The organism is Streptomyces sp. NPDC047880, from assembly GCF_040706515.1.
In the GTDB taxonomy this organism is placed as follows: Bacteria; Actinomycetota; Actinomycetes; order Streptomycetales; family Streptomycetaceae; genus Streptomyces.
Map to the genome: position 1 here is coordinate 93,317 of NZ_JBEZOK010000028.1, position 19,529 is coordinate 112,845.

The 19,529-nt window shown below is 71.3% G+C and carries 13 protein-coding genes; 8 read left to right on the forward strand and 5 right to left on the reverse strand.

Translation table 11 applies throughout. The annotated features are described in order from the left end of the window. Positions 1-85 precede the first annotated feature (85 nt). Positions 86-1,078, forward strand: coding sequence for a nitroreductase (locus tag AB0937_RS32300; protein ID WP_366716747.1), 993 nt, complete (start codon positions 86-88; stop codon positions 1,076-1,078). A 464-nt stretch (positions 1,079-1,542) separates the two neighbouring features. On the opposite strand, the gene narI (AB0937_RS32305) is transcribed toward AB0937_RS32300, so the two are convergent. From narI (AB0937_RS32305) to AB0937_RS32320, 4 genes are read right to left on the reverse strand one after another with little or no spacing between them, the layout of a single operon-like run. After that, positions 1,543-2,325, reverse strand: a complete 783-nt coding sequence (narI, locus tag AB0937_RS32305; protein WP_366716749.1) for a respiratory nitrate reductase subunit gamma — start codon at positions 2,323-2,325, stop codon at positions 1,543-1,545. Then, positions 2,322-3,113 carry a nitrate reductase molybdenum cofactor assembly chaperone gene (gene narJ, locus AB0937_RS32310; protein ID WP_366716751.1) on the reverse strand — a complete coding sequence of 264 codons (792 nt, stop codon included), beginning with the start codon at positions 3,111-3,113 and terminating at the stop codon, positions 2,322-2,324. The genes narI (AB0937_RS32305) and narJ (AB0937_RS32310) overlap by 4 nt, the downstream gene beginning before the upstream one ends. After that, positions 3,110-4,660 carry a nitrate reductase subunit beta gene (gene narH / locus AB0937_RS32315; protein WP_366716753.1) on the reverse strand — a complete coding sequence of 517 codons (1,551 nt, stop codon included), beginning with the start codon at positions 4,658-4,660 and terminating at the stop codon, positions 3,110-3,112. Before narH (AB0937_RS32315) ends, narJ (AB0937_RS32310) begins: the two co-directional genes overlap by 4 nt. Before the next feature lies 1 nt (position 4,661). Beyond that, a complete protein-coding gene (locus AB0937_RS32320; RefSeq protein ID WP_366716754.1) occupies positions 4,662-8,360 on the reverse strand; it encodes a nitrate reductase subunit alpha in 3,699 nt (1,232 codons plus the stop codon). A gap of 360 nt (positions 8,361-8,720) precedes the next feature. Here AB0937_RS32320 and AB0937_RS32325 point away from each other — a divergent pair, with 360 nt between their 5' ends. Next, complete coding sequence (locus AB0937_RS32325; protein ID WP_366716756.1) at positions 8,721-9,749, forward strand: hypothetical protein; 1,029 nt, start codon at positions 8,721-8,723, stop codon at positions 9,747-9,749. Positions 9,750-9,836: 87 nt separating this feature from the next. Here the strand turns inward: AB0937_RS32325 and AB0937_RS32330 are convergent, their stop codons facing one another. Next, entirely contained in the window at positions 9,837-10,259 is a 423-nt protein-coding gene (locus AB0937_RS32330) for a pyridoxamine 5'-phosphate oxidase family protein (RefSeq protein WP_366716758.1), read from the reverse strand. A 385-nt stretch (positions 10,260-10,644) separates the two neighbouring features. On the opposite strand from AB0937_RS32330, the gene AB0937_RS32335 reads away from it, so the two are divergent. The 6 genes from AB0937_RS32335 to narI (AB0937_RS32360) all read left to right on the forward strand — a co-directional run bounded on the left by AB0937_RS32335 (position 10,645) and on the right by narI (AB0937_RS32360) (position 19,421). Beyond that, a complete protein-coding gene (locus tag AB0937_RS32335) occupies positions 10,645-11,856 on the forward strand; it encodes a NarK/NasA family nitrate transporter (protein ID WP_366716787.1) in 1,212 nt (403 codons plus the stop codon). 47 nt (positions 11,857-11,903) lie between these two features. After that, positions 11,904-12,377 (forward strand): hemerythrin domain-containing protein, encoded by a 474-nt coding sequence (locus AB0937_RS32340; RefSeq protein ID WP_366716760.1) that lies wholly within the window; start codon positions 11,904-11,906, stop codon positions 12,375-12,377. 191 nt (positions 12,378-12,568) lie between these two features. Beyond that, the gene (locus AB0937_RS32345; protein ID WP_366716761.1) at positions 12,569-16,282 is read left to right on the forward strand and encodes a nitrate reductase subunit alpha; all 3,714 of its coding nucleotides are present in this window, start codon (positions 12,569-12,571) and stop codon (positions 16,280-16,282) included. A gap of 3 nt (positions 16,283-16,285) precedes the next feature. Beyond that, entirely contained in the window at positions 16,286-17,986 is a 1,701-nt protein-coding gene (gene narH, locus AB0937_RS32350; protein WP_366716762.1) for a nitrate reductase subunit beta, read from the forward strand. Continuing rightward, the gene (gene narJ, locus AB0937_RS32355; protein ID WP_366716764.1) at positions 17,983-18,654 is read left to right on the forward strand and encodes a nitrate reductase molybdenum cofactor assembly chaperone; all 672 of its coding nucleotides are present in this window, start codon (positions 17,983-17,985) and stop codon (positions 18,652-18,654) included. Before narH (AB0937_RS32350) ends, narJ (AB0937_RS32355) begins: the two co-directional genes overlap by 4 nt. Continuing rightward, positions 18,651-19,421: a respiratory nitrate reductase subunit gamma gene (gene narI / locus AB0937_RS32360; RefSeq protein ID WP_366716766.1), complete on the forward strand. Its 771-nt coding sequence runs from the start codon at positions 18,651-18,653 to the stop codon at positions 19,419-19,421. Before narJ (AB0937_RS32355) ends, narI (AB0937_RS32360) begins: the two co-directional genes overlap by 4 nt. Positions 19,422-19,529 lie beyond the last annotated feature (108 nt).

Here is a 19,529-nt window from a genome sequence, read left to right on the forward strand (position 1 = left end):
GTGCCGGCCCGTCCGGCACGTGGCTCATCAGGGGTACACGCCGAGTCGGACCCGCGGTGCGTCCGCGACAGGTGAGGAGGATCCCATGGCTGCGCGGCAGCTGGACGAGAAGACCGTGACGGGGCTGGTGGCCGAGGCCGCTGCGGCGCCCTCCATGCACAACGCACAGCCATGGCGCTTCCGCTACCTGACCGGAGAGCGTGTCCTTCTGCTGCGCGCCGATCCCGAGCGCGCCATGCCCCGGTCCGATCCCGACGGCCGCGCCCTGCACATCGGCTGCGGGGCCGCACTGTTCAACCTGCGTGTCGCCGCCGCGCACGCGAACCTCTGCCCTGAGGTCCGGCTGCTGCCCGAGCCGCAGGATCCACTGCTGCTCGCTGCCGTCCATCTGGCCGGCGAGGCCGGGCGCCGGCGGGACGAGGACCTGGCGCGGCTGCACCCGGCGATCCGCGAGCGGCACACCAGCCGCCACCCCTTCGCCGAGAAGGACCTCCCCGAGAACGTGCGGACCACTCTGCAGGCTGCTGCCGAGCGGGAGGGGGCCGTCCTGTTCTTCCCCGGACTGTGGCACGCCGAGACCGTTCTCGACCTGATCCGCGACGCCGAGAGCCGGGACGCCCTGGACCCGGAGACGAGCGAGGACCTGGTCCGCTGGACCCGGCTCGGGCCGGAGGCGGACACGGCGGTCGACGGCGTCCCCGAGTACGCGTTCGGCCCGCGCAGACGCGACGGCAAGGCTCCGGTGCGCGACTTCGCCGGACGCCGGCGTGTGGCGGACCGCGGAACCACCACGTTCGAGCACAGCCCGCACCTGGCCCTGCTGAGCACCGCCGGGGACGGACCGGCCGACTGGCTGCGCGCAGGACAGGCGTTGGAGCGCGTCCTGCTGGAAGCGACCCTGGCCGACCTGGCCACGTCCCTGACGTCGCACGCGCTGGAGGACCGCGCGCTGCGGATGCTGACCCGCGACCCCGCGTCGGGGACGGGCCAGGTGCACATGGTGCTGCGCCTGGGATACGGCCCGAGGGGTCCGGCCACGCCCCGACGCCCCGTACGGGACGTGTTCGAGATCGTGTAAGTACACCTACCTCTTCAGCCCGCCCGCGTCACCGACCGCCGTGATCTTGTGCGGCGTCGATCGCCCCCACCCCAGGACACACACGCCTGCCCCGGCGGCCGCGCCGGGGGCTGCTCCCTGGGAGCGGGCCCGGGCTGCCGCGGGCGGGGCAGGACGGGGAGCCCGCACCATCGAGCCACACCGTGGTGGACGAGCCCGCCTCTGCCCGCTGCCACCGACGTCTCACCGGTCCGTGAAGAGCCGTCGGGCATCGTCCACCGCAGCACAATGAGCAACAGCACCGCCGCCGCAGCCGTCTCACAGCCGGGCGTGCTCGGTGGCTGATCACGGTGGCGGGCATGGAGCGCCTCCCCACGCCTGGGACGGGGCGGGGAGGCGGGCAGACTGTTCCGTGCGGCGGCTCGTGGCGACTGCCTGCCGGCGCCGGACGGCCGTCGCGTCCGGCGCGGGCGCGGGCGCGTGGCTCATGCGGCTCGCCGGGAGCCGGAGGCGGGCCGGGCCCGGCCACCGCTCGTCGGGGCCGCGGCCGGTGCGGCTCGCCTCCGGTAGACCAGGTACGGGCGGGCGAGGTAGCCGATGGGGGCGCTCCACACGTGCACGAGCCGGGTGAACGGCCAGGCGGCGAAGAGCAGGAAGGCGGTCAGGGCGTGCAGTTGGAACAGAAGCGGCGCCCCGGCGATGGCCTCGGGCTCCGGCTGGAGGACGAACAGGCCGCGGAACCAGACGGACACGGTGGAGCGGTAGTCGTAGCCGGACCCGAAGACGTTGTGGGCGAAGGTGGCGGTGATGCCGAGCAGTACGGTGGCGGAGAGCAGCGGGAAGAGGAACTTGTCGCTGCGGTCGGTGCCGAGGCGGATCCGGCGGGTCAGCAGGCGGCGGGCGCACAGCATGGCGAGGCCGGTGACCATGGCGACGCCCGCCACCGAACCCGCCCAGACGGCCGTGGTGTGGTAGGCGTGCTCACTGATACCGACCGCCTCGGTCCACGCGTCGGGAACGGCGAGCCCCACGACATGCCCGGCGATCACCATGAAGGCGCCCAAGTGGAACAGCGGGCTGCCCCAGCGCAGCCACCGGTGCTCGAGGAGCTGGGTGGTGCGGGACGTCCAGCCGAACTGGTCCTGCCGGTAGCGCCACACGTGCCCGACCACGAACACGGCGAGGCAGATGTACGGGACGGCGACCCACAGCAGCAGATCGACGCCGCTTGCCGAGGCGGCGGCCAGGGGAGAGAGCGCGGCGTTCATCGGGAGCCTTCCGTACGGCTGGTCGGAGTGGGCGGCACACGGGTCGGCGGGGCGGGCATGGGCGGCACGAAGGTGGCCGGAGGCGCGAACTCGCCCTCCCCGTAGGTCCCGTAGGGGTCGAGGCCGACTTCCTCGTTCGGTGGGCCTTCGGCGACGAGCCGGGCCACCGCGGCGCGGTCGGCATCGGTGGGCGGTGGCAGCAGGCTGAGCAGCGCGGCCAGGACGTGCCGGTAGGGGGAGTCGGAGTCGGTCAGGGCGTGGTGGATCAGCTCCAGCCCGCGTCGATGCCGGCGCAGGGGCGCCTCGCCGCCCCCGGGGCCCGCCAGTGCGGCGAACTCCAGGACGACCGGAAGGTGGTCGGGCAGTTCGCCCCCGTCGGTGCTCCAGCCGGCAGCCCGGTACTGCTGGTTCAAGATGAGCAGGGCCATGCCGCGGCGGCGGGTGTCGCCGTGCAGGTAGTAGGTGAGGTAGAGGCTGCTCTTGCGGCGCAGGTCGAACATCTCGACGTAGTGCCGCTCCAGCGTTTCGGGGTCCTGAGCGGCGAACCAGCCGGTGAACCGGGCCAGGTGTTCCGCCCCGGGCGTGGCCGGCAGGGCCTCCACCACTGCTGTCAACTCCGGGCGCGCTGAGATCAGTTCGGAGTCGGGATACTGCAGCAGCAGCGACACGAGCCGCAGCGTCAGCGCCCGGCCCGCCGTCTCCTCGGGTGTGAGCCGGGCCGGGCGGCGTACGGCTGCCCGGACGCGGGTGCGGACGAGGGCGGGAACGCTTGCGGGCAGCGGGCTCACGGTCGGCCTCCGGCAGTCGTGTTGCGGCGCAGGGTCGGGATGCCGAGCATGATCTTCCGCGGCTCGGGATCGCCGGACGTCTCGACCGGGCAGCGGTTCTCCATCGCGGTCAGCGCGGCGGCGTCCTCCTTGTGCGCGGCGGGGACGACATACCGGTCGGTGTACTTGGCGACGGCGAGGAGCCGGTGCAGGTCCTCCGCCTCGCGCGTGGTGAGGCCCACGGCCGTCAACACGGTTTCGTCACCCCTCTCGCCGAGGGTGCGTTCGCGCATGAACGAGCGGAGTGCGGTGAGCTTCATCAGCACTCCGGCGACGACGTCGGTGTCCCCGGCGGTGAACAGTTCGGCCAGGTATTCCAGAGGGATGCGCAGCCGGGTGACGGCGGCGAACACATGGTCGGGGTCGTCCTGGTTGCCGCCCGCGGCGTCGACGGCGTCGAGGACGGGGGAGAGCGGCGGGACGTACCAGACCATCGGCATGGTCCGGTATTCCGGGTGCAGCGGCAACGCCACCTTGTAGCGCGTGACCAGGTCGTACACGGGGGAGCGGCGGGCGGCGTCCAGCCAGTCCTCGGGGATACCCGATTCCCGTGCGGCCGCGATCACTTCGGGGTCGTGCGGGTCCAGGAAGACGCCACGCTGGGCGTCGAGGAGGTCCTTCTCGTCGGGGGTGGCGGCCGCCTCGCCGACCTTGTCGGCGTCGTACAGCAGCAGCCCCAGGTAGCGCAGGCGTCCCACGCAGGTCTCGGAGCACACGGTGGGCTGTCCGGCCTCGATGCGGGGGAAGCAGAAGGTGCACTTCTCGGCCTTGCCGGTGGCGTGGTTGACGTAGACCTTCTTGTACGGGCATGCCGTCACGCACATCCGCCAGCCGCGGCAGCGGTGCTGGTCGACGAGGACGATGCCGTCCTCGACCCGCTTGTACATCGCCCCGGACGGACATGCGGAGACACAGGCCGGATTGAGGCAGTGCTCGCACAGCCGGGGCAGGTGGAAGAGGAAGGTCTGCTCGAACTCGAACTTCACCTTCTCCGCCCAGTCACCGGACAGATTCGGGTCGCCGCCGGCGTGCTCGGGCGCGCCGCCCAGGCCGTCCTCCCAGTTCGCGCCCCAGGTGATCGCGGTGGGCCTGCCGGTGAGGACCGAGCGCGGGCGGGCGACCGGGACGTCCTTCTGCGCGGGGGCGCTGACCAGATTGTCGTAGTCGTAGGTGACCGGCTCGTAGTAGTCCTCGATGGACGGCAGGTCGGGGTTGGAGAACAGCGACAGCAGCCGCTTGATCCGGCCGCCGGAGCGCAGGACGAGCCGTCCGCGCTTGTCGAGCATCCAGCCGCCCTTCCACTGCTGCTGGTCCTCGTAGCGGCGGGGGTAGCCCACGCCGGGCTTGGTCTCGACGTTGTTGAACCAGGCGTACTCGACGCCGGTGCGGTTGGTCCAGGTCTGCTTGCAGGTGACCGAACAGGTGTGGCAGCCGATGCACTTGTCGAGGTTCATCACCATCGCCACTTGTGCCATCACCCGTCCGACAGTGGCTTCGCCACGGGGCATGTCAGTACTCCACTTCCTGGCTGCGACGGCGGATGACGGTGACTTCGTCGCGCTGGTTGCCGGTCGGGCCGTAGTAGTTGAAGGCGTAGGTGAACTGCGCGTAGCCGCCCGCGAGATGGGTGGGCTTGAGCAGCAGCCGGGTCAGGGAGTTGTGGATGCCGCCGCGCTTGCCGCTGACCTCGGTCTTCGGCACGTTCACGTTGCGGTCCTGGGCGTGGTACATGTACACGGTGCCCTCGGGCATCCGGTGGGTGACCACGGCACGGGCGGCGACGACGCCGTTGCGGTTGTACGCCTCGATCCACTCGTTGTCCTTCACCCCGATCTTGTCGGCGTCCTCCGTGGACATCCAGATCGTGGGTCCGCCACGGGACAGGTCGAGCATGTACTTGTTGTCCTGGTAGTTCGAGTGGATGGACCACTTGGAGTGCGGGGTCAGATAGCGGACGGTGACCTCGGCCCGGCCGTCCTCGGCCAGGTGCTCGTCGCCGTAGTGCTTGGGCGTGTTCAACGGCGGCCGGTACACGGGGAGTTGTTCACCGAGTTCGGTGATCCAGTCGTGCTGGACGAAGAAGTGCTGGCGGCCGGTGAGGGTGTGCCAGGGCTTGAGGTGCTCGGTGTTGATGACGAACGGTGAGTAGCGGCGGCCTCCGGTCTCCGAGCCCGACCACTCGTACGAGGTCATCACCGAGCGGGGCTGGGTCCGGGTGTCGGCGAAGGTGATCCGCTCCGCCTCGCGCTCCGAGGCCAGTTCGACCAGACCCTCGCTGCCCGTCTGCCGCTCCAGGGCGCGGAATCCCTCGGTGGCCAGGCGGCCGTTGGTGGTGCCGGACAGGGCGAGGATCGCCTCGCACATGTGGCTCGCGGTGGCGAGCGAGGGCCGTCCGGCGGCGACCCCGTCGCGCACGGTGCCGTTGCGGCGCCGGAGGTCGTCGATCTCCTGGTCCGGGTGGACGGTGACGCCCTTGGTGGTGGTGCCCAGGGTGTCGAGCAACGGACCGACGGCGCGCATCTTCTGCCCGATGACGGCGTAGTCCCGTTCGATGACGGCCAGCTTGGGCATGGTGCGGCCCGGGACCGGCTCGCACTCGCCGGCCTTCCAGTCCCGGACCGCCCCGCCGGGCTGGGCGAGTTCGTCCGGAGTGTCGTGCAGCAGCGGCACGGCGAGGACGTCGGTGCGGGTGCCGAGGTGCTCGGCGGCCAGCTCGCTGAACCGGTCGGCGATGGTCAAGAAGGTGTCGTAGTCGGTGCGGGCCTGCCAGGGCGGGGCGATGGCCGGGGTGAAGGCGTGCACGAAGGGGTGCATGTCCGTACTGGACAGGTCGTCCTTCTCGTACCAGGTCGCCGCCGGCAGCACGACATCGGCGAGCAGCCCGGTCGACGTCATGCGGAAGTCCATGCAGACCAGCAGGTCGAGCTTGCCTTCCGGTGCTTCCTCCCGCCACACCACGTCCTTCGGCCGGTGCTCGGGCGGGGTCTCCGCGGAGCGGACGGCCGCGTCCGTGCCCAGCAGGTGCCGCAGGAAGTACTCGTTGCCCTTGCCGGAGGAGCCGAGCAGGTTCGCCCGCCAAACTGTCAGCACGCGAGGGAAGTTGGCGGGATCGTCGGGGTCCTCGGCGGCGAACCGCAGCCGCCCGGACTTCAGCTCGTCGACGATGTGCTCGGTGACCGGCCGGCCGGCCGCCGCGGCTTCGTCCGTCAGGTCGAGCGGGTTGCGGTTGAAGCCGGGGTGACCGGGAGTCCACCCCAGCCGCACGGCCTGCGCCAGACAGTCCGCGAACCCCTTGCCCTGGAACCGCCCCTTCCCCAGCGGGGAGGCCAACTCCTCGGGCCCGAAAGCCTCATACCGCCACTGGTCGGAGTTCAGGTACCAGTAGGAGGTGCCCGCCATGTGCCGGGTGGGCCGCTGCCAGTCGAAAGCGAACGACAGATGCTGCTGCCCGGTGACCGGGCGGACCTTCTCCTGGCCGACGTAGTGTGCCCAGCCGCCGCCGTTGACGCCCTGGCAGCCGGTCATGGTCGTCAGGGCGAGGAAAGCCCGGTAGATGGTGTCGGAGTGGAACCAGTGGTTGGTACCGGCACCCAGCGCGATCATCGAACGCCCCCGGGTGCGCTCCGCGTTGCGGGCGAACTCGCGAGCGATACGAGCCGCCTGCTCGGCCGGCACCGAGGTGATCGTCTCCTGCCAGGCCGGGGTGCAGGGCTCGGACGCGTCCTCGTACGAGGAAGGCCAGCTGCCCGGAAGACCGGGACGACGCACCCCGTACTGGGCGAGCATCAGGTCGAAGACCGTGGTGACGAGCAGGCCGCCGATGCGGCGGACCGGAACGCCGCGCAGCATGACCGATCCGCCTTCGGTGGGACCCGCGTCGAATCGGGGCAGCGCGACGGTCGCGGTGTCCGCGGCCGTCTCCAGCAGGCTCAACTCGGGTACGACATCGCCCAGGTCGAGATTCCAGCGGCCCTGTTCCCCCTGCGCCCAGCGGAAGCCGAGCGAACCGTTCGGGACGACGGGTTCACCGGTGGCGCCGTCGAGGACGACCGTCTTGGACTCGGCGTTCTCCTCGTCGCTGCCGAGGTCGGCTGCGGTCAGGAACCCGTCCGGTACGAGACCGCGGTCGTGCTCGCGCAGGGTCACCAGGAACGGGGCATCGGTGAACTTGCGCATGTAGTCCTGGAAGTACGGCACCTCGCGGTCGACGAGGAACTCGCGCAGGATCACATGCCCCATCGCCATCGCCAGCGCCGCGTCGGTCCCCGGGTGCGGAGCCAGCCACTCGTCGGCGTGCTTGACGTTGTCGGCGTAGTCGGGGCTGACCGCGACGACCTTGGTGCCGTTGTAGCGGGTCTCGGTGAGGAAGTGCGCGTCGGGCGTGCGGGTCACGGGGATGTTGGAACCCCACATGATCAGATACCCCGCGTTCCACCAGTCCGCGGCCTCCGGTACGTCCGTCTGGTCGCCGAAGACCTGCGGCGAGGCGATCGGCAGGTCCGCGTACCAGTCGTAGAACGACAGCAGGGTGCCGCCGATCAGCGAGTGGAACCGCGCACCGGCCGCGAACGACGCCATGGACATCGCCGGGATCGGGGAGAAACCGGCGACCCGGTCGGGGCCGTACGCCTTGACGGTGTGCACCTGGGCGGCGGCGATCAGCTCGGACACCTCGTCCCAGTCGGCCCGCACCAGCCCGCCCTTGCCCCGGGCCCGCTTGTAGGCGCGGGCCTTCGCCGGGTCGGAGGTGATCTCGGCCCAGGCCGCCACCGGGTCGCCGAGCCTGCGCCGGGCCTCACGCCACAGGTTCAGCAACGCGCCCCGCACGTAGGGGTAACGGACCCGGCTGGGGGAGTAGGTGTACCAGGAGAACGATGCGCCGCGCGGGCAGCCGCGCGGCTCGTACTCGGGGCAGTCGGCGCCGATCGACGGGTAGTCGGTGGCCTGGTGCTCCCAGGTGATGATGCCGTCCTTGACGTACACCATCCACGAGCAGGAACCGGTGCAGTTCACGCCGTGCGTGGAGCGCACCACCTTGTCGTGCGCCCAGCGGTCCCGGTAGAAGCCCTCCCACTTCGGGTCGCCCGTCCCGAACACGGCGCGTCCGTCGGCCGACACCTCGCGACGGGTCAGCAACCGCCGGGCGGCCAGCGGCCAGCCCTCCCCTGCGCTCGACGTCCGGCGCCGCGCGTTCTGATCGTTCTCCATGGCCAGGACGCTAAGCGGGGCACTGCCTCCGCCACCTGGGGCTGGCGGTCCCTGACGGTCGGCCTACCGGCCCCATGCGGCGGGCCGCGAGGGGGACCAATGGTCCCGGTGCCGGGTCCGATCGGCCGGGGAGCCATGAGGCGGCCCTGAGTGCATGAGGGGGATCGGAACTCCGTCCTGTGCGCCGCGTGGTACCCGCCACCGACCGGTCAGCCTGTCGGCCGGCGCACTCCTCGGCCGTTCATCGGCGTGCGGAAACAGGCCACATGGCCCGTCGCCGTGGGCCGGTCAACCCTCCTCCGGAAGGAAACGGCGGCGCAGGGTTGGGGGAACGGAAGAGAAGGCGGAGAAGGAGCCGTGATGCAGACCCGGGAAGTCGACGCCTCGGCGGTTCAGGCCCTGCTCGCCGCGGGGGTGGCGGCGCCGTCGATCCACAACACGCAGCCCTGGCGGTTCGGGCTGGACCCGGACAGCAGGTCGATCCTGGTCCGTGTCGACCGGGGGCGCAGGCTGCCGCTGGCCGATCCTCAGCGACGCGCCCAGCACCTGTCGGTGGGCGCCGCCGTCTTCAACATCCGGGTGGCCGCGGAACACCTGGGCTGGCATCCCATCGTCCGGCTGCTTCCCACCGCGGACGATCCGGACCTGCTGGTCACGGTGCAACTGGCCGATGTCGCCCCGGGCCGGCGGCCGTCCTTGCGGGATCTGTACGAAGCGGTCGAGCGGCGCCACACGAGCCGGATGCCCTTCACCGGCCGTCCGGTGCCGGACTCCATCGTCTCCGAGATGATCGGCTCGGCCCGGGCCGAGGGCGCACACGTGGACGTTCCCGGCATCATGGCGACCCGGGGCCTGCTGCGCCTGACGGCCGCTGCCGAGGCCCGCAACGCCGTGCACCCCGCCCGCGCGGCCGAGGCGCGTACGTGGATCACCGCGCCGGGAACGGACGCCGCCTACGGCATTCCCCTGACAGCCCTGGGGCCGCGGGACGCGTCCGGGCGGATGCCGGTGCGGGACTTCACCGGTGCGCTGGCCGTGCCGCAGCTGCCCGCCTTGCGTTTCGAACGCCATGCCCAGGCGGCCCTGTTGTGGACGACCCACGACGGGCGCGAGGACTGGCTGCGTGCGGGGCAGGCGTTGCAGCACGTGCTGCTGACGGCGACCGTGCACGGGGTGCGGACCTCGATGCTGCACCAGGCGATGGAGTGGCCCGACCTGCGGGAGGCGATGGCCCGATCGAGGCGGCGGTGCCACCCACAGCTGCTGATCCGCTTCGGGTACGGTCCGGAGGGCGCTCGTACGCCCCGCGCGCCCGCACACCTGGTATCCGGTCCGGTCACGGGGCCGGAGCGGGAGAGCCGTCACGGGGGTACCGGATCGGCGGAATGACTCGCGCCGTCAGCACGCCACCCCTGTCCGCGGGGCGGGCGTCATGCGGTGGGCGACCGGAGTCCCGCGGTCGCCACGGACCGTGCCTCACCGCGCGGCGGGCGTTCCCTTGAGCTCGCGTCCGGTGACCATCTCGGACTCGATCCGTACGAACACGGCGTCTTGCAGGGGCATCCAGGAGCTGGGGCCGGACTGCAACAGCCGTTCGTGTTCGGCCGGATCGGTCACCTCGGTGGCCCGTCCGGTGACGACCACGCTCCAGCCGGACCGGGATGCCGCATCGAACTCGTCCGCCTCGAAGGCGATCACGACGCCGTCGATGGCGCGGACGAGGTCCGACCCCGGTGAGGTGCACAGCAGGACGGAGGCGTCCGCGTCCAGAGAGAAGTTGACGGGGAGGACCGCGGGCAGGGCTTGCCGGGTGTAGACCACACGGCCGACCGGCACCTTGGCGAGCAGGCGCAGGCACTCCTGCCGGTCGAGTGCGCGAAAGGCGTCGTTCTGTGACATCAGCCCATCGTCCCCCCGTGGGCGTGGGGTGGGGTAGGGCCGGTCGGCCCTACCCCACCCGGCCCCGGACTGCCGTGCGGCCGCTGTTTCGAAGGGGCGGTGCGGGCACCGTGCGGGACGGGGCCATGGGAGGGACGGCCGGGGCCGGACGCCGGGGCCCGTCCGGCCCCCGGGAGGGACTGATGGCCCATGCCGTCCGCGAGTCCGCCTGCCGACAGTGGTTACGGGACGCCGTCCGGCAGGCAACGGGCCTGCCGTGTACGCGTCATCCAGGTGGCGCCGTACCACCATGCGGAGGAAAGGGACGGACAACATGGTCCAGCCGTTGAGGTCCAAGCGCGACAGCTCACCGTCGGGCGCTCCGGTGCCGGGCAGGGCGTGGCTGATGCTGACGCTGGCCACGATCGGTTTCGCCGTGAACTTCTGGGCGTGGGCGCTGCTGAGCCCGCTCGGCCCGCGGTTCAAGGACAGCCTCGATCTCTCGTCGTTCGAACAGTCGCTGCTGGTGGCCGTGCCGGTCGTCGTCGGCTCCCTGGGGCGCATCCCGGTCGGCGCGCTGACCGACCGGTTCGGCGGCCGGGTCATGTTCCCGATCGTGTCGGCGGCCACCATCGTGCCGGTGCTCTATCTCGGCCTGGCCGGGCATTCCTCCCTCGCCGCACTGCTCGTCGGGGGATTCTTCCTCGGCATCGGCGGCACCGCCTTCGCCGTCGGCGTGCCCCTCGTCAACGCCTGGTTCCCGCCCGAGCGGCGAGGACTCGCCATCGGTGTCTTCGGCGCCGGCATGGGCGGCACCGCCATCAGCGCCCTGACCACCGTGAGGCTCGTCGACGCGAACAGCATGGCCACCCCCTTCCTGATCACCGCCGCGGTGCTGGCCGTGTACGCCGTCACCGCCGCGCTGCTCCTGCGCGACGCACCCGGCCGCACCGTACCCACCGAGCCGCTGGTCCGCCGGCTGGCCGCCACCGCCCGCCTGCGCATCACCTGGCAGGCATCCGCGCTGTACGCGGTCGCCTTCGGTGGCTACGTCGCCTTCTCGGTCTACCTGCCCACCTACCTCAAGACCGGCTACGGCCTCACGCAGGCCGACGCCGCCAACCGCATGGCCGGGTTCGTGCTCCTCGCGGTGGCGATGCGCCCGGTCGGCGGCTGGCTGTCGGACCGACTGGGCCCGGTCCGGGTCCTGGCGACCTCGCTCGCCGTGGTCGTGGCCGGAGCGGTCGCGCAGTCGTTCACCCCGGCCCTGGCACCGGTGGGCACCATCGCCTTCCTCGCCATGGCCGCCGCGCTCGGCGCGGGCAGCGGAGCGACCTTCGCCCTGGTGGCCCTGCTGACCCCGGCCGGCCAGGTCGGCTCCGTCACCGGCGTGGTCGGCGCCGCGGGTGGTCTGGGCGGCTTCCTGCCGCCGCTGGTCATGGGCTCCCTGTACGGGGCGTACGGGACGTACGCGGCCGGCCTCGCCCTGCTCGCGATCGTGGCCGCAGCCGCACTGGCCTACACCCTCACCGGTGTCCGCTCCGCCGTCCACGGCGGTGACCGGGCTCCGCGCACCGGTCATGGGCGCCGGCACCGCGCCGCCCGGACCACCGTCTGACATCGCGCGGCCGAGAGCCACGGACGAGCAGGAAGGAACGGACAGCGGTGTGCGAGTACTGCGGCTGCCAGGCGCTGGAGACGATCGACGAGCTGACCCGGGAGCACGAGCGGGTCGTGACGCTCATCAGCCACGTACGCGACGCCCGGGGGGACGGTGCGATCGCCCGGATGGCCGAGCTCGCCCGCGAGATCACCTCTGTGCTGGGCCCTCACACCCGGGTGGAGGAACACGGGCTGTTCCCGGCCCTGGCCGGGGACTTCCCCGAACAGATCGTCGCGCTGGAGGACGAGCACCGCCGGATCGAGGCGGCGCTGGCCGAGGCGGACGGGCCGTTCCTGACCGATCCCACCTGGCCGGACCGGCTCATCGAGACACTCGCTCTGCTGCGCGAGCACATCCTCAAGGAGCAGGACGGCGTCTTCCCGGCCGCACTCGCCCACCTCGGCACCGAGCAGTGGGAAGCGGTCGAGAAGGTGCGCGCGGAAGCAGGCAGCGCCCTGTCCCGACCGCCTGCCTGATCGTTCCCTCCTCGCCCGCCGGCGGCGGACCGGCCGCCGCCGGCGGGCCGTCCGGGCCCTCTCCACCGGTGGTGTCTTGCACGATCGTGGCGTGGCTGTTGACCGTTCGGGGGACGGCGGTCGTATTGTCGTCTGCGGCCGGACTCGATCACGACTCGAACGGGCCAGCACGCCCGGGGCGGAGTGGCACGGTGAGCACGGAAAGCCAGGCACGGGCGGGCATCGACGGCGAACTGGCGGAGGCGCTGGTGCGCAGCCGCCGCTTCTTCACCAGGGCCGAGGTCTCCGAAGACCTCCGATCGCTGCACAGGCGGGGCGGCCGCCAGGCGGACGAGTTCTACCGGGACCGCTGGTCGCACGACAAGGTGGTCCGCTCCACGCACGGCGTGAACTGCACCGGCTCGTGCTCGTGGAAGGTGTACGTCAAGGACGGCATCATCACCTGGGAGGCCCAGCAGACCGACTACCCTTCGGTCGGCCCGGACCGCCCCGAGTACGAGCCGCGCGGCTGCCCGCGCGGCGCCGCCTTCTCCTGGTACACGTACTCACCCACCCGGGTGCGCTACCCCTACGTACGCGGCGTTCTGCTGCAGATGTACCGGGAGGCCAAGCAGCGGCTGGGCGACCCGGTGGCGGCCTGGGCGGACATCGTCTCCGACCCCGAGCGCTCCCGCCGCTACAAGCGGGCGCGGGGCAAGGGCGGCCTGGTGCGGGCCAGTTGGGACGAGGCGATCGAGATGGTCGCCGCCGCGCACGTCCACACCATCAAGGAGTACGGTCCGGACCGGCTGGCCGGATTCTCACCGATCCCGGCGATGTCGATGGTCTCGCACGCGGCCGGGGCCCGGTTCTACTCCCTGCTCGGCGGGGTGATGCTGTCGTTCTACGACTGGTACGCGGACCTGCCGGTGGCCTCCCCGCAGATGTTCGGCGACCAGACCGACGTACCCGAGTCGGGGGACTGGTGGGACGCCGGATACCTGATCATGTGGGGCTCCAATCTGCCCGTGACCCGCACGCCGGACGCGCACTGGATGGTGGAGGCCCGCTATCGGGGCCAGAAGGTCGTCGCCGTGTCGCCCGACTACGCGGACAACGTGAAGTTCGCCGACGAGTGGCTGTCGGCCCGGCCCGGCACCGACGGAGCCCTCGCCATGGCGATGGGACACGTGATCCTCAAGGAGTTCTTCGTCGACCGCGGCACCCCGTACTTCACCGACTACGTCAAGAAGTACACCGACCTGCCCTTCCTGGTAGCCCTCGACGAGGTCGAGGGGGAGCCGGGCACGTACAGGCCGGGCAAGTTCCTGACCGCCGCCGACCTCGGTGGCGAGGCCGCCACGACCGAGCACGCGGAGTTCCGGAGCGTGCTGCTGGACGCGGCCACCGGGCAGCCGGTGGTCCCGAACGGCACACTCGGCGACCGCTTCGGCGATTCGGGCGCCGGGAAGTGGAACCTGGATCTCGGCGACATCCAGCCCCTGCTGTCCGCCGAGGGCGGTGACGAGGCACCGGTCGCCGTCGACCTGCCCCGCTTCGACGCCCCCGACGGCAGCGCGCGGAAGCTGCGGCGGGGCGTCCCCGCGCGCCGGGTCGCCGGGCGGCTCGTGACGACCGTCTACGACCTGTTGCTGGCGCAGTACGGGGTGGCCCGTGAGGGGGTGCCCGGACAGTGGCCCTCGGGCTACGACGACGCGGAGGAGCCGTACACGCCCGCCTGGCAGGCGGCGATCACCGGAGTGGACGCGGGCAGGGCGGCGAGGATCGCGCGGGAGTTCGCGGCCAACGCCGAGGAGTCCCGCGGGCGTTCGATGATCATCATGGGGGCGGGGACCAACCACTGGTTCCACTCCGACACGATCTACCGCGCGTTCCTGACCCTGACCACGCTGACCGGTTGCCAGGGCGTGAACGGCGGCGGCTGGGCGCACTACGTCGGCCAGGAGAAGGTCCGTCCGATCACCGGTTACCAGTCGATCGCGACCGCGGCGGACTGGAACCGCCCGGCCCGGCTGATGATCCAGACGGCGTACTGGTACCTGCACAGCGGCCAGTTCCGCTACGACCCGTTCTCCGCCGGGACCCTCGCGGCGGCCGGCGCGGGCGGTCCGTTCGCCGGCAGGTCCACGGCGGATGTGATCGCGCAGTCGGCGCGGATGGGCTGGATGCCGTCGTATCCGACGTTCAACCGCAACCCGCTGGACCTGGCCGACGAGGCAGAGGCGGGGGGCCGCCCGGTCGCCGAGCACATCGTGGACGAACTCAAGGCGGGGCGCCTGGGGTTCGCGGGCGAGGATCCGGACGCGCCGGAGAACTTCCCGCGGGTCCTGACCGTGTGGCGGGCGAACCTGCTGGGCTCCTCGGCCAAGGGCAACGAGTACTTCCTCAAGCACCTGCTGGGCACCGACTCCTCCCTGCGCGCCGGCGAGGCGCCGCCGGACGCCCGGCCGCGGGAGGTGGTGTGGCGGGAGGAGGCCCCGGAGGGCAAGCTCGACCTCCTGCTGACACTGGACTTCCGGATGACCAGCACCACGGTCTTCTCCGACGTGGTGCTGCCGGCCGCCACCTGGTACGAGAAGCACGACCTGTCCAGTACGGACATGCACCCGTTCGTGCACGCCTTCAACCCGGCGATCGCCCCGCCGTGGCAGACCCGCACCGACTGGGACGCCTTCCACACCCTCGCCGAGGAGTTCAGCCGCCAGGCCGCCGGCCATCTCGGCGTCCGCAAGGACGTCGTGGCGGCTCCGCTGCTGCACGACACCCCCGACGAACTGGCCACCCCGCACGGCCGGGTCCGCGACTGGAAGGCGGGAGAGTGCGAACCCGTGCCCGGCCGCACCATGCCCAAGCTGATCACGGTGGAGCGGGACTACGCCGCCGTCGCCGCGAAGATGGCCGCGCTCGGCCCGCTGCTGGACAGCCTGGGGGCCACCACCAAGGGCGTGACCTTCGAGCTGGGGCGCGAGCTGGAGTACCTGCGGCACAAGAACGGCACCGTGCGCGGGGGAGTGGCGGACGGACGACCGTCGATCGCCCGGGACGTGCACGCCTGCGAGGCGATCCTCGCGATGTCCGGCACCACCAACGGGCACCTGGCCACCCAGGGCTTCCACGCCCTGGAGGCCCGTACCGGCAGGCAGCTGGCCGACCTGGCCGCCGAGCACGAGGGCAAACAGATCACCTTCGCCGACACCCAGGCAGCTCCCGTACCCGTCATCACCAGCCCCGAGTGGTCGGGTTCGGAGACGGGCGGGCGCCGCTACTCGCCGTTCACCGTCAACGTCGAACGCCTCAAGCCCTGGCACACCCTCACCGGGCGGCAGCACTTCTACCTCGACCACGACTGGATGGCCGCGCTCGGCGAGCAACTCCCGATCTACCGGCCGCCGTTGAACATGCATGCCCTGTTCGGCGAGCCGCGCCCGGGAGAGGTCGGAGAACTGGGCGTGACGGTCCGCTATCTGACTCCGCACAACAAGTGGTCCATCCACTCCGAGTACCAGGACAACCTGTTCATGCTGTCGTTGTCGCGGGGTGGGCCGACGATCTGGATGAGCACGCAGGACGCGGCCAAGGCCGGGGTGCAGGACAACGACTGGATCGAGGCGGTCAACCGCAACGGCGTCGTCGCCGCCCGCGCGGTCGTCTCGCACCGCATGCCCGAGGGCACCGTCTACATGCACCACGCCCAGGACCGCCTGATCGACGTGCCCCGCACCGAGACCAGCGGCCGGCGCGGCGGCATCCACAACTCCCTGACCCGCCTGCTGATCAAGCCCAGCCACCTCATCGGCGGCTACGCACAGCTGTCGTACGCCTTCAACTACCTCGGCCCGACCGGCAACCAGCGCGACGAGGTCACCGTCATCCGCCGCCGCGCGAACCAGGACGTGGAGTACTGAATCATGCGTCTGATGGCCCAGATGGCAATGGTGATGAACCTCGACAAGTGCATCGGCTGCCACACCTGCTCGGTCACCTGCAAACAGGCGTGGACCAACCGCACGGGCGTCGAGTACGTGTGGTTCAACAACGTCGAGACCCGCCCCGGCCAGGGCTACCCCCGTCGCTACGAGGACCAGGAGACGTGGCGCGGTGGCTGGGAGCTCAACAAGCGAGGCAACCTCGCGCTCAAGGCGGGCGGCCGTTTCAAGAAGCTGATCCAGATCTTCTCCAACCCGGTGCTGCCGTCCCTCGACGACTACTACGAGCCGTGGACGTACGACTACGAGACCCTGACCAACGCCCCGCTGCAGGAGCACACCCCGGTCGCCCGCCCCAAGTCCCTCATCTCCGGCAAGGACATGAAGATCGCCTGGTCCGCGAACTGGGACGACGACCTCGGCGGCTCGGCCGCGACCAGCGAGCGGGACGTCCTGCTGAACGAGGTCTCCGAGAAGATCAGGTTCGAGTTCGAGCAGACGTTCATGTTCTACCTGCCGCGGATCTGCGAGCACTGTCTCAACCCGTCCTGCGCGGCGTCCTGTCCCTCCGGTGCGATCTACAAGCGTGAGGAGGACGGCATCGTCCTGGTCGACCAGGACCGCTGCCGGGGCTGGCGGATGTGCGTGACCGGATGCCCGTACAAGAAGGTCTACTTCAACCACCGCACCGGCAAGGCCGAGAAGTGCACCTTCTGCTTCCCACGGGTCGAGGTCGGCCTGCCCACGGTGTGCTCCGAGACCTGCGTCGGCCGCCTGCGCTACATCGGACTCGTCCTCTACGACGCCGACCGGGTGCTGGAGGCCGCCTCCACTCGCGAGGACTCCGGCCTGTACGAGGCCCAGCGCCGGGTCTTCCTCGACCCGGACGACCCCGAAGTCGTACGGGAGGCGGAACGGGCGGGCATCCCGCGGGACTGGATCGAAGCGGCGCGGCGTTCTCCGATCCACGCCCTGATCAACACATACAAGGTGGCCCTGCCGCTGCACCCGGAGTACCGGACGTTGCCCATGGTCTGGTACATCCCGCCGCTCTCCCCGGTCGTCGACGCCGTCCGCGACACCGGCGAGGACGCCGAGAACCACCACAACCTCTTCGCCGCCGTCGAGGCCCTGCGCATCCCGATCGACTACCTCGCCCAGCTGTTCACCGCCGGCGACGCCGCCCCTGTCGACGCGGTCCTGCGCCGTCTGGCCGCCATGCGCTCCTACCTGCGCGACATCAACCTCGGCCGGGAACCGGACGACACCATCCCCGAGTCGGTCGGCATGAGCGGCGAGCAGCTCTACGACATGTACCGGCTGCTGGCACTGGCCAAGTACGACGAGCGGTACGTCATCCCGCCCGCCCACGCCGAACAGGCCCATGAACTGGAGGAGCTGGCCACCGAGTGCAGCCTCGACTACGAGGGCGGCCCCGGAATAGGCGGTTCCGGGCCATTCGGGGAGACCTCCGGCGGCGCTGCCCCCCTCGCGGTGGAGAACTTCCGCGCGCTGCGTGACCGGCAGACCTCCGACACTCCGGCCACGCCTGCCGGCAAGGCCACCCGCGTCAACCTGCTCAACTGGGACGGCAAGGGGTCTCCGCCCGGCCTGTTCCCGGACAGACCATCCGGCAGCGGTGCAGACATGGACAGCGGTGGGGAGGCCGAGCCGAAGCCATGAACGTTCTCAAGGGCAAGACCACACGCAGGGCCCGTCCCGAGCCCTGGCATCCCCGTGCCTGGCAGACGCAGTCCCTCCTGCTCGCCTACCCCGACGACGCGTTCGAGCAGACCCTGGCCCTGGCCGGCCGAGTCGCGGCCACCCTGCCGGAACCGGTGGCCCGCCCCCTGCTCCGCTTCACCGCACTCGCCGAGCGGACCACCCCCGACGACCTGGCCGCCGCCTACGTCGCCACCTTCGACCACCGCAAACGCTGCTGCCCGTACCTGACCTACTACGCGCACGGCGACACCCGCAGGCGCGGCCTCGGCCTGCTGGGACTGAAGCAGACCTACGCGGCGGCCGGCTGGCGCCTGACAGACGACGAGCTGCCCGACCACCTCGCCGTCGTCCTCGAGTTCGCCGCCACCGACCCCGCCACCGGACACCGTCTGCTCACCGAGCACCGGGCCGGACTCGAGCTGCTGCGCCTGGCCCTGGCCGACGAAGACGCGCCCTGGGCCCACGTGCTGGACTCCGTCTCGGCCACCCTGCCCGCCCTCGCCGGCGACGACCGTGAAGCTGTCGCCCGCCTCGCCGCGCAGGGGCCGCCCGAGGAGCAGGTGGGTCTCGACCCGTACGCATCCCCCGTGTTCCTGCCCGACCCCGCCCCAGGAGGCCCCCGATGACCGCGACGGCACAGCCCCCGACCCTGGCGGTGGAGGCGGGAACCGCGGGCATCCTGCTGTGGGTCGTCCTGCCCTACGTGTGTCTCGCCGTCTTCGTCCTCGGTCACATCTGGCGCTACCGCTACGACAAGTTCGGCTGGACCACCCGCTCCTCCCAGCTCTACGAGAACCGGCTGCTGCGCATCGGCAGCCCGCTGTTCCACTTCGGCGTCCTCGTCGTCCTCGTCGGCCACATCGGCGGACTGGTCATCCCCAAGGGCTGGACCGAGGCGGCCGGGATCAGTGAGCACACGTACCACATCGGCGCCGTCGTCCTGGGCACCATCGCGGGCGTCGCCACACTCGGCGGACTGGCCATCCTGATCTACCGGCGCCGCACCGTCGGCCCGGTCTTCTCCGCCACCACCCGCAACGACAAGGCCATGTACGTCTCGCTGACCGTGACGATCGTGCTCGGTCTGGCCGCCACCGTGGCCGCGAACGCCGTCGGCGGCGGATACGACTACCGCGAGACCATCTCCCCCTGGTTCCGGTCGATCTTCTCCTTCCAGCCCGCACCGGACCTGATGACCGGCGCGCCGGTGCTGTTCCAGCTGCACGCGATCAGCGCCCTGCTCCTCTTCGCCGCCTGGCCGTTCACCCGGCTCGTCCACATGCTCACCGCACCGCTCGGCTACCTCACGCGCCCCTACATCGTCTACCGCAGCCGCGACACCGGGCTCGGTGCCCGCCCACAGCGCCGCGGCTGGGAACGCGTGGGGTCATGAGCGCCCGGTCCCGCCGTCGGCGGGGCGGTGGGCCGGCGTGCGGATCACGACCGCGGCATGCCGGCCCGCACCCCGCGTGGCGTCGGTGATGCCCGACCCCGCTCCAGC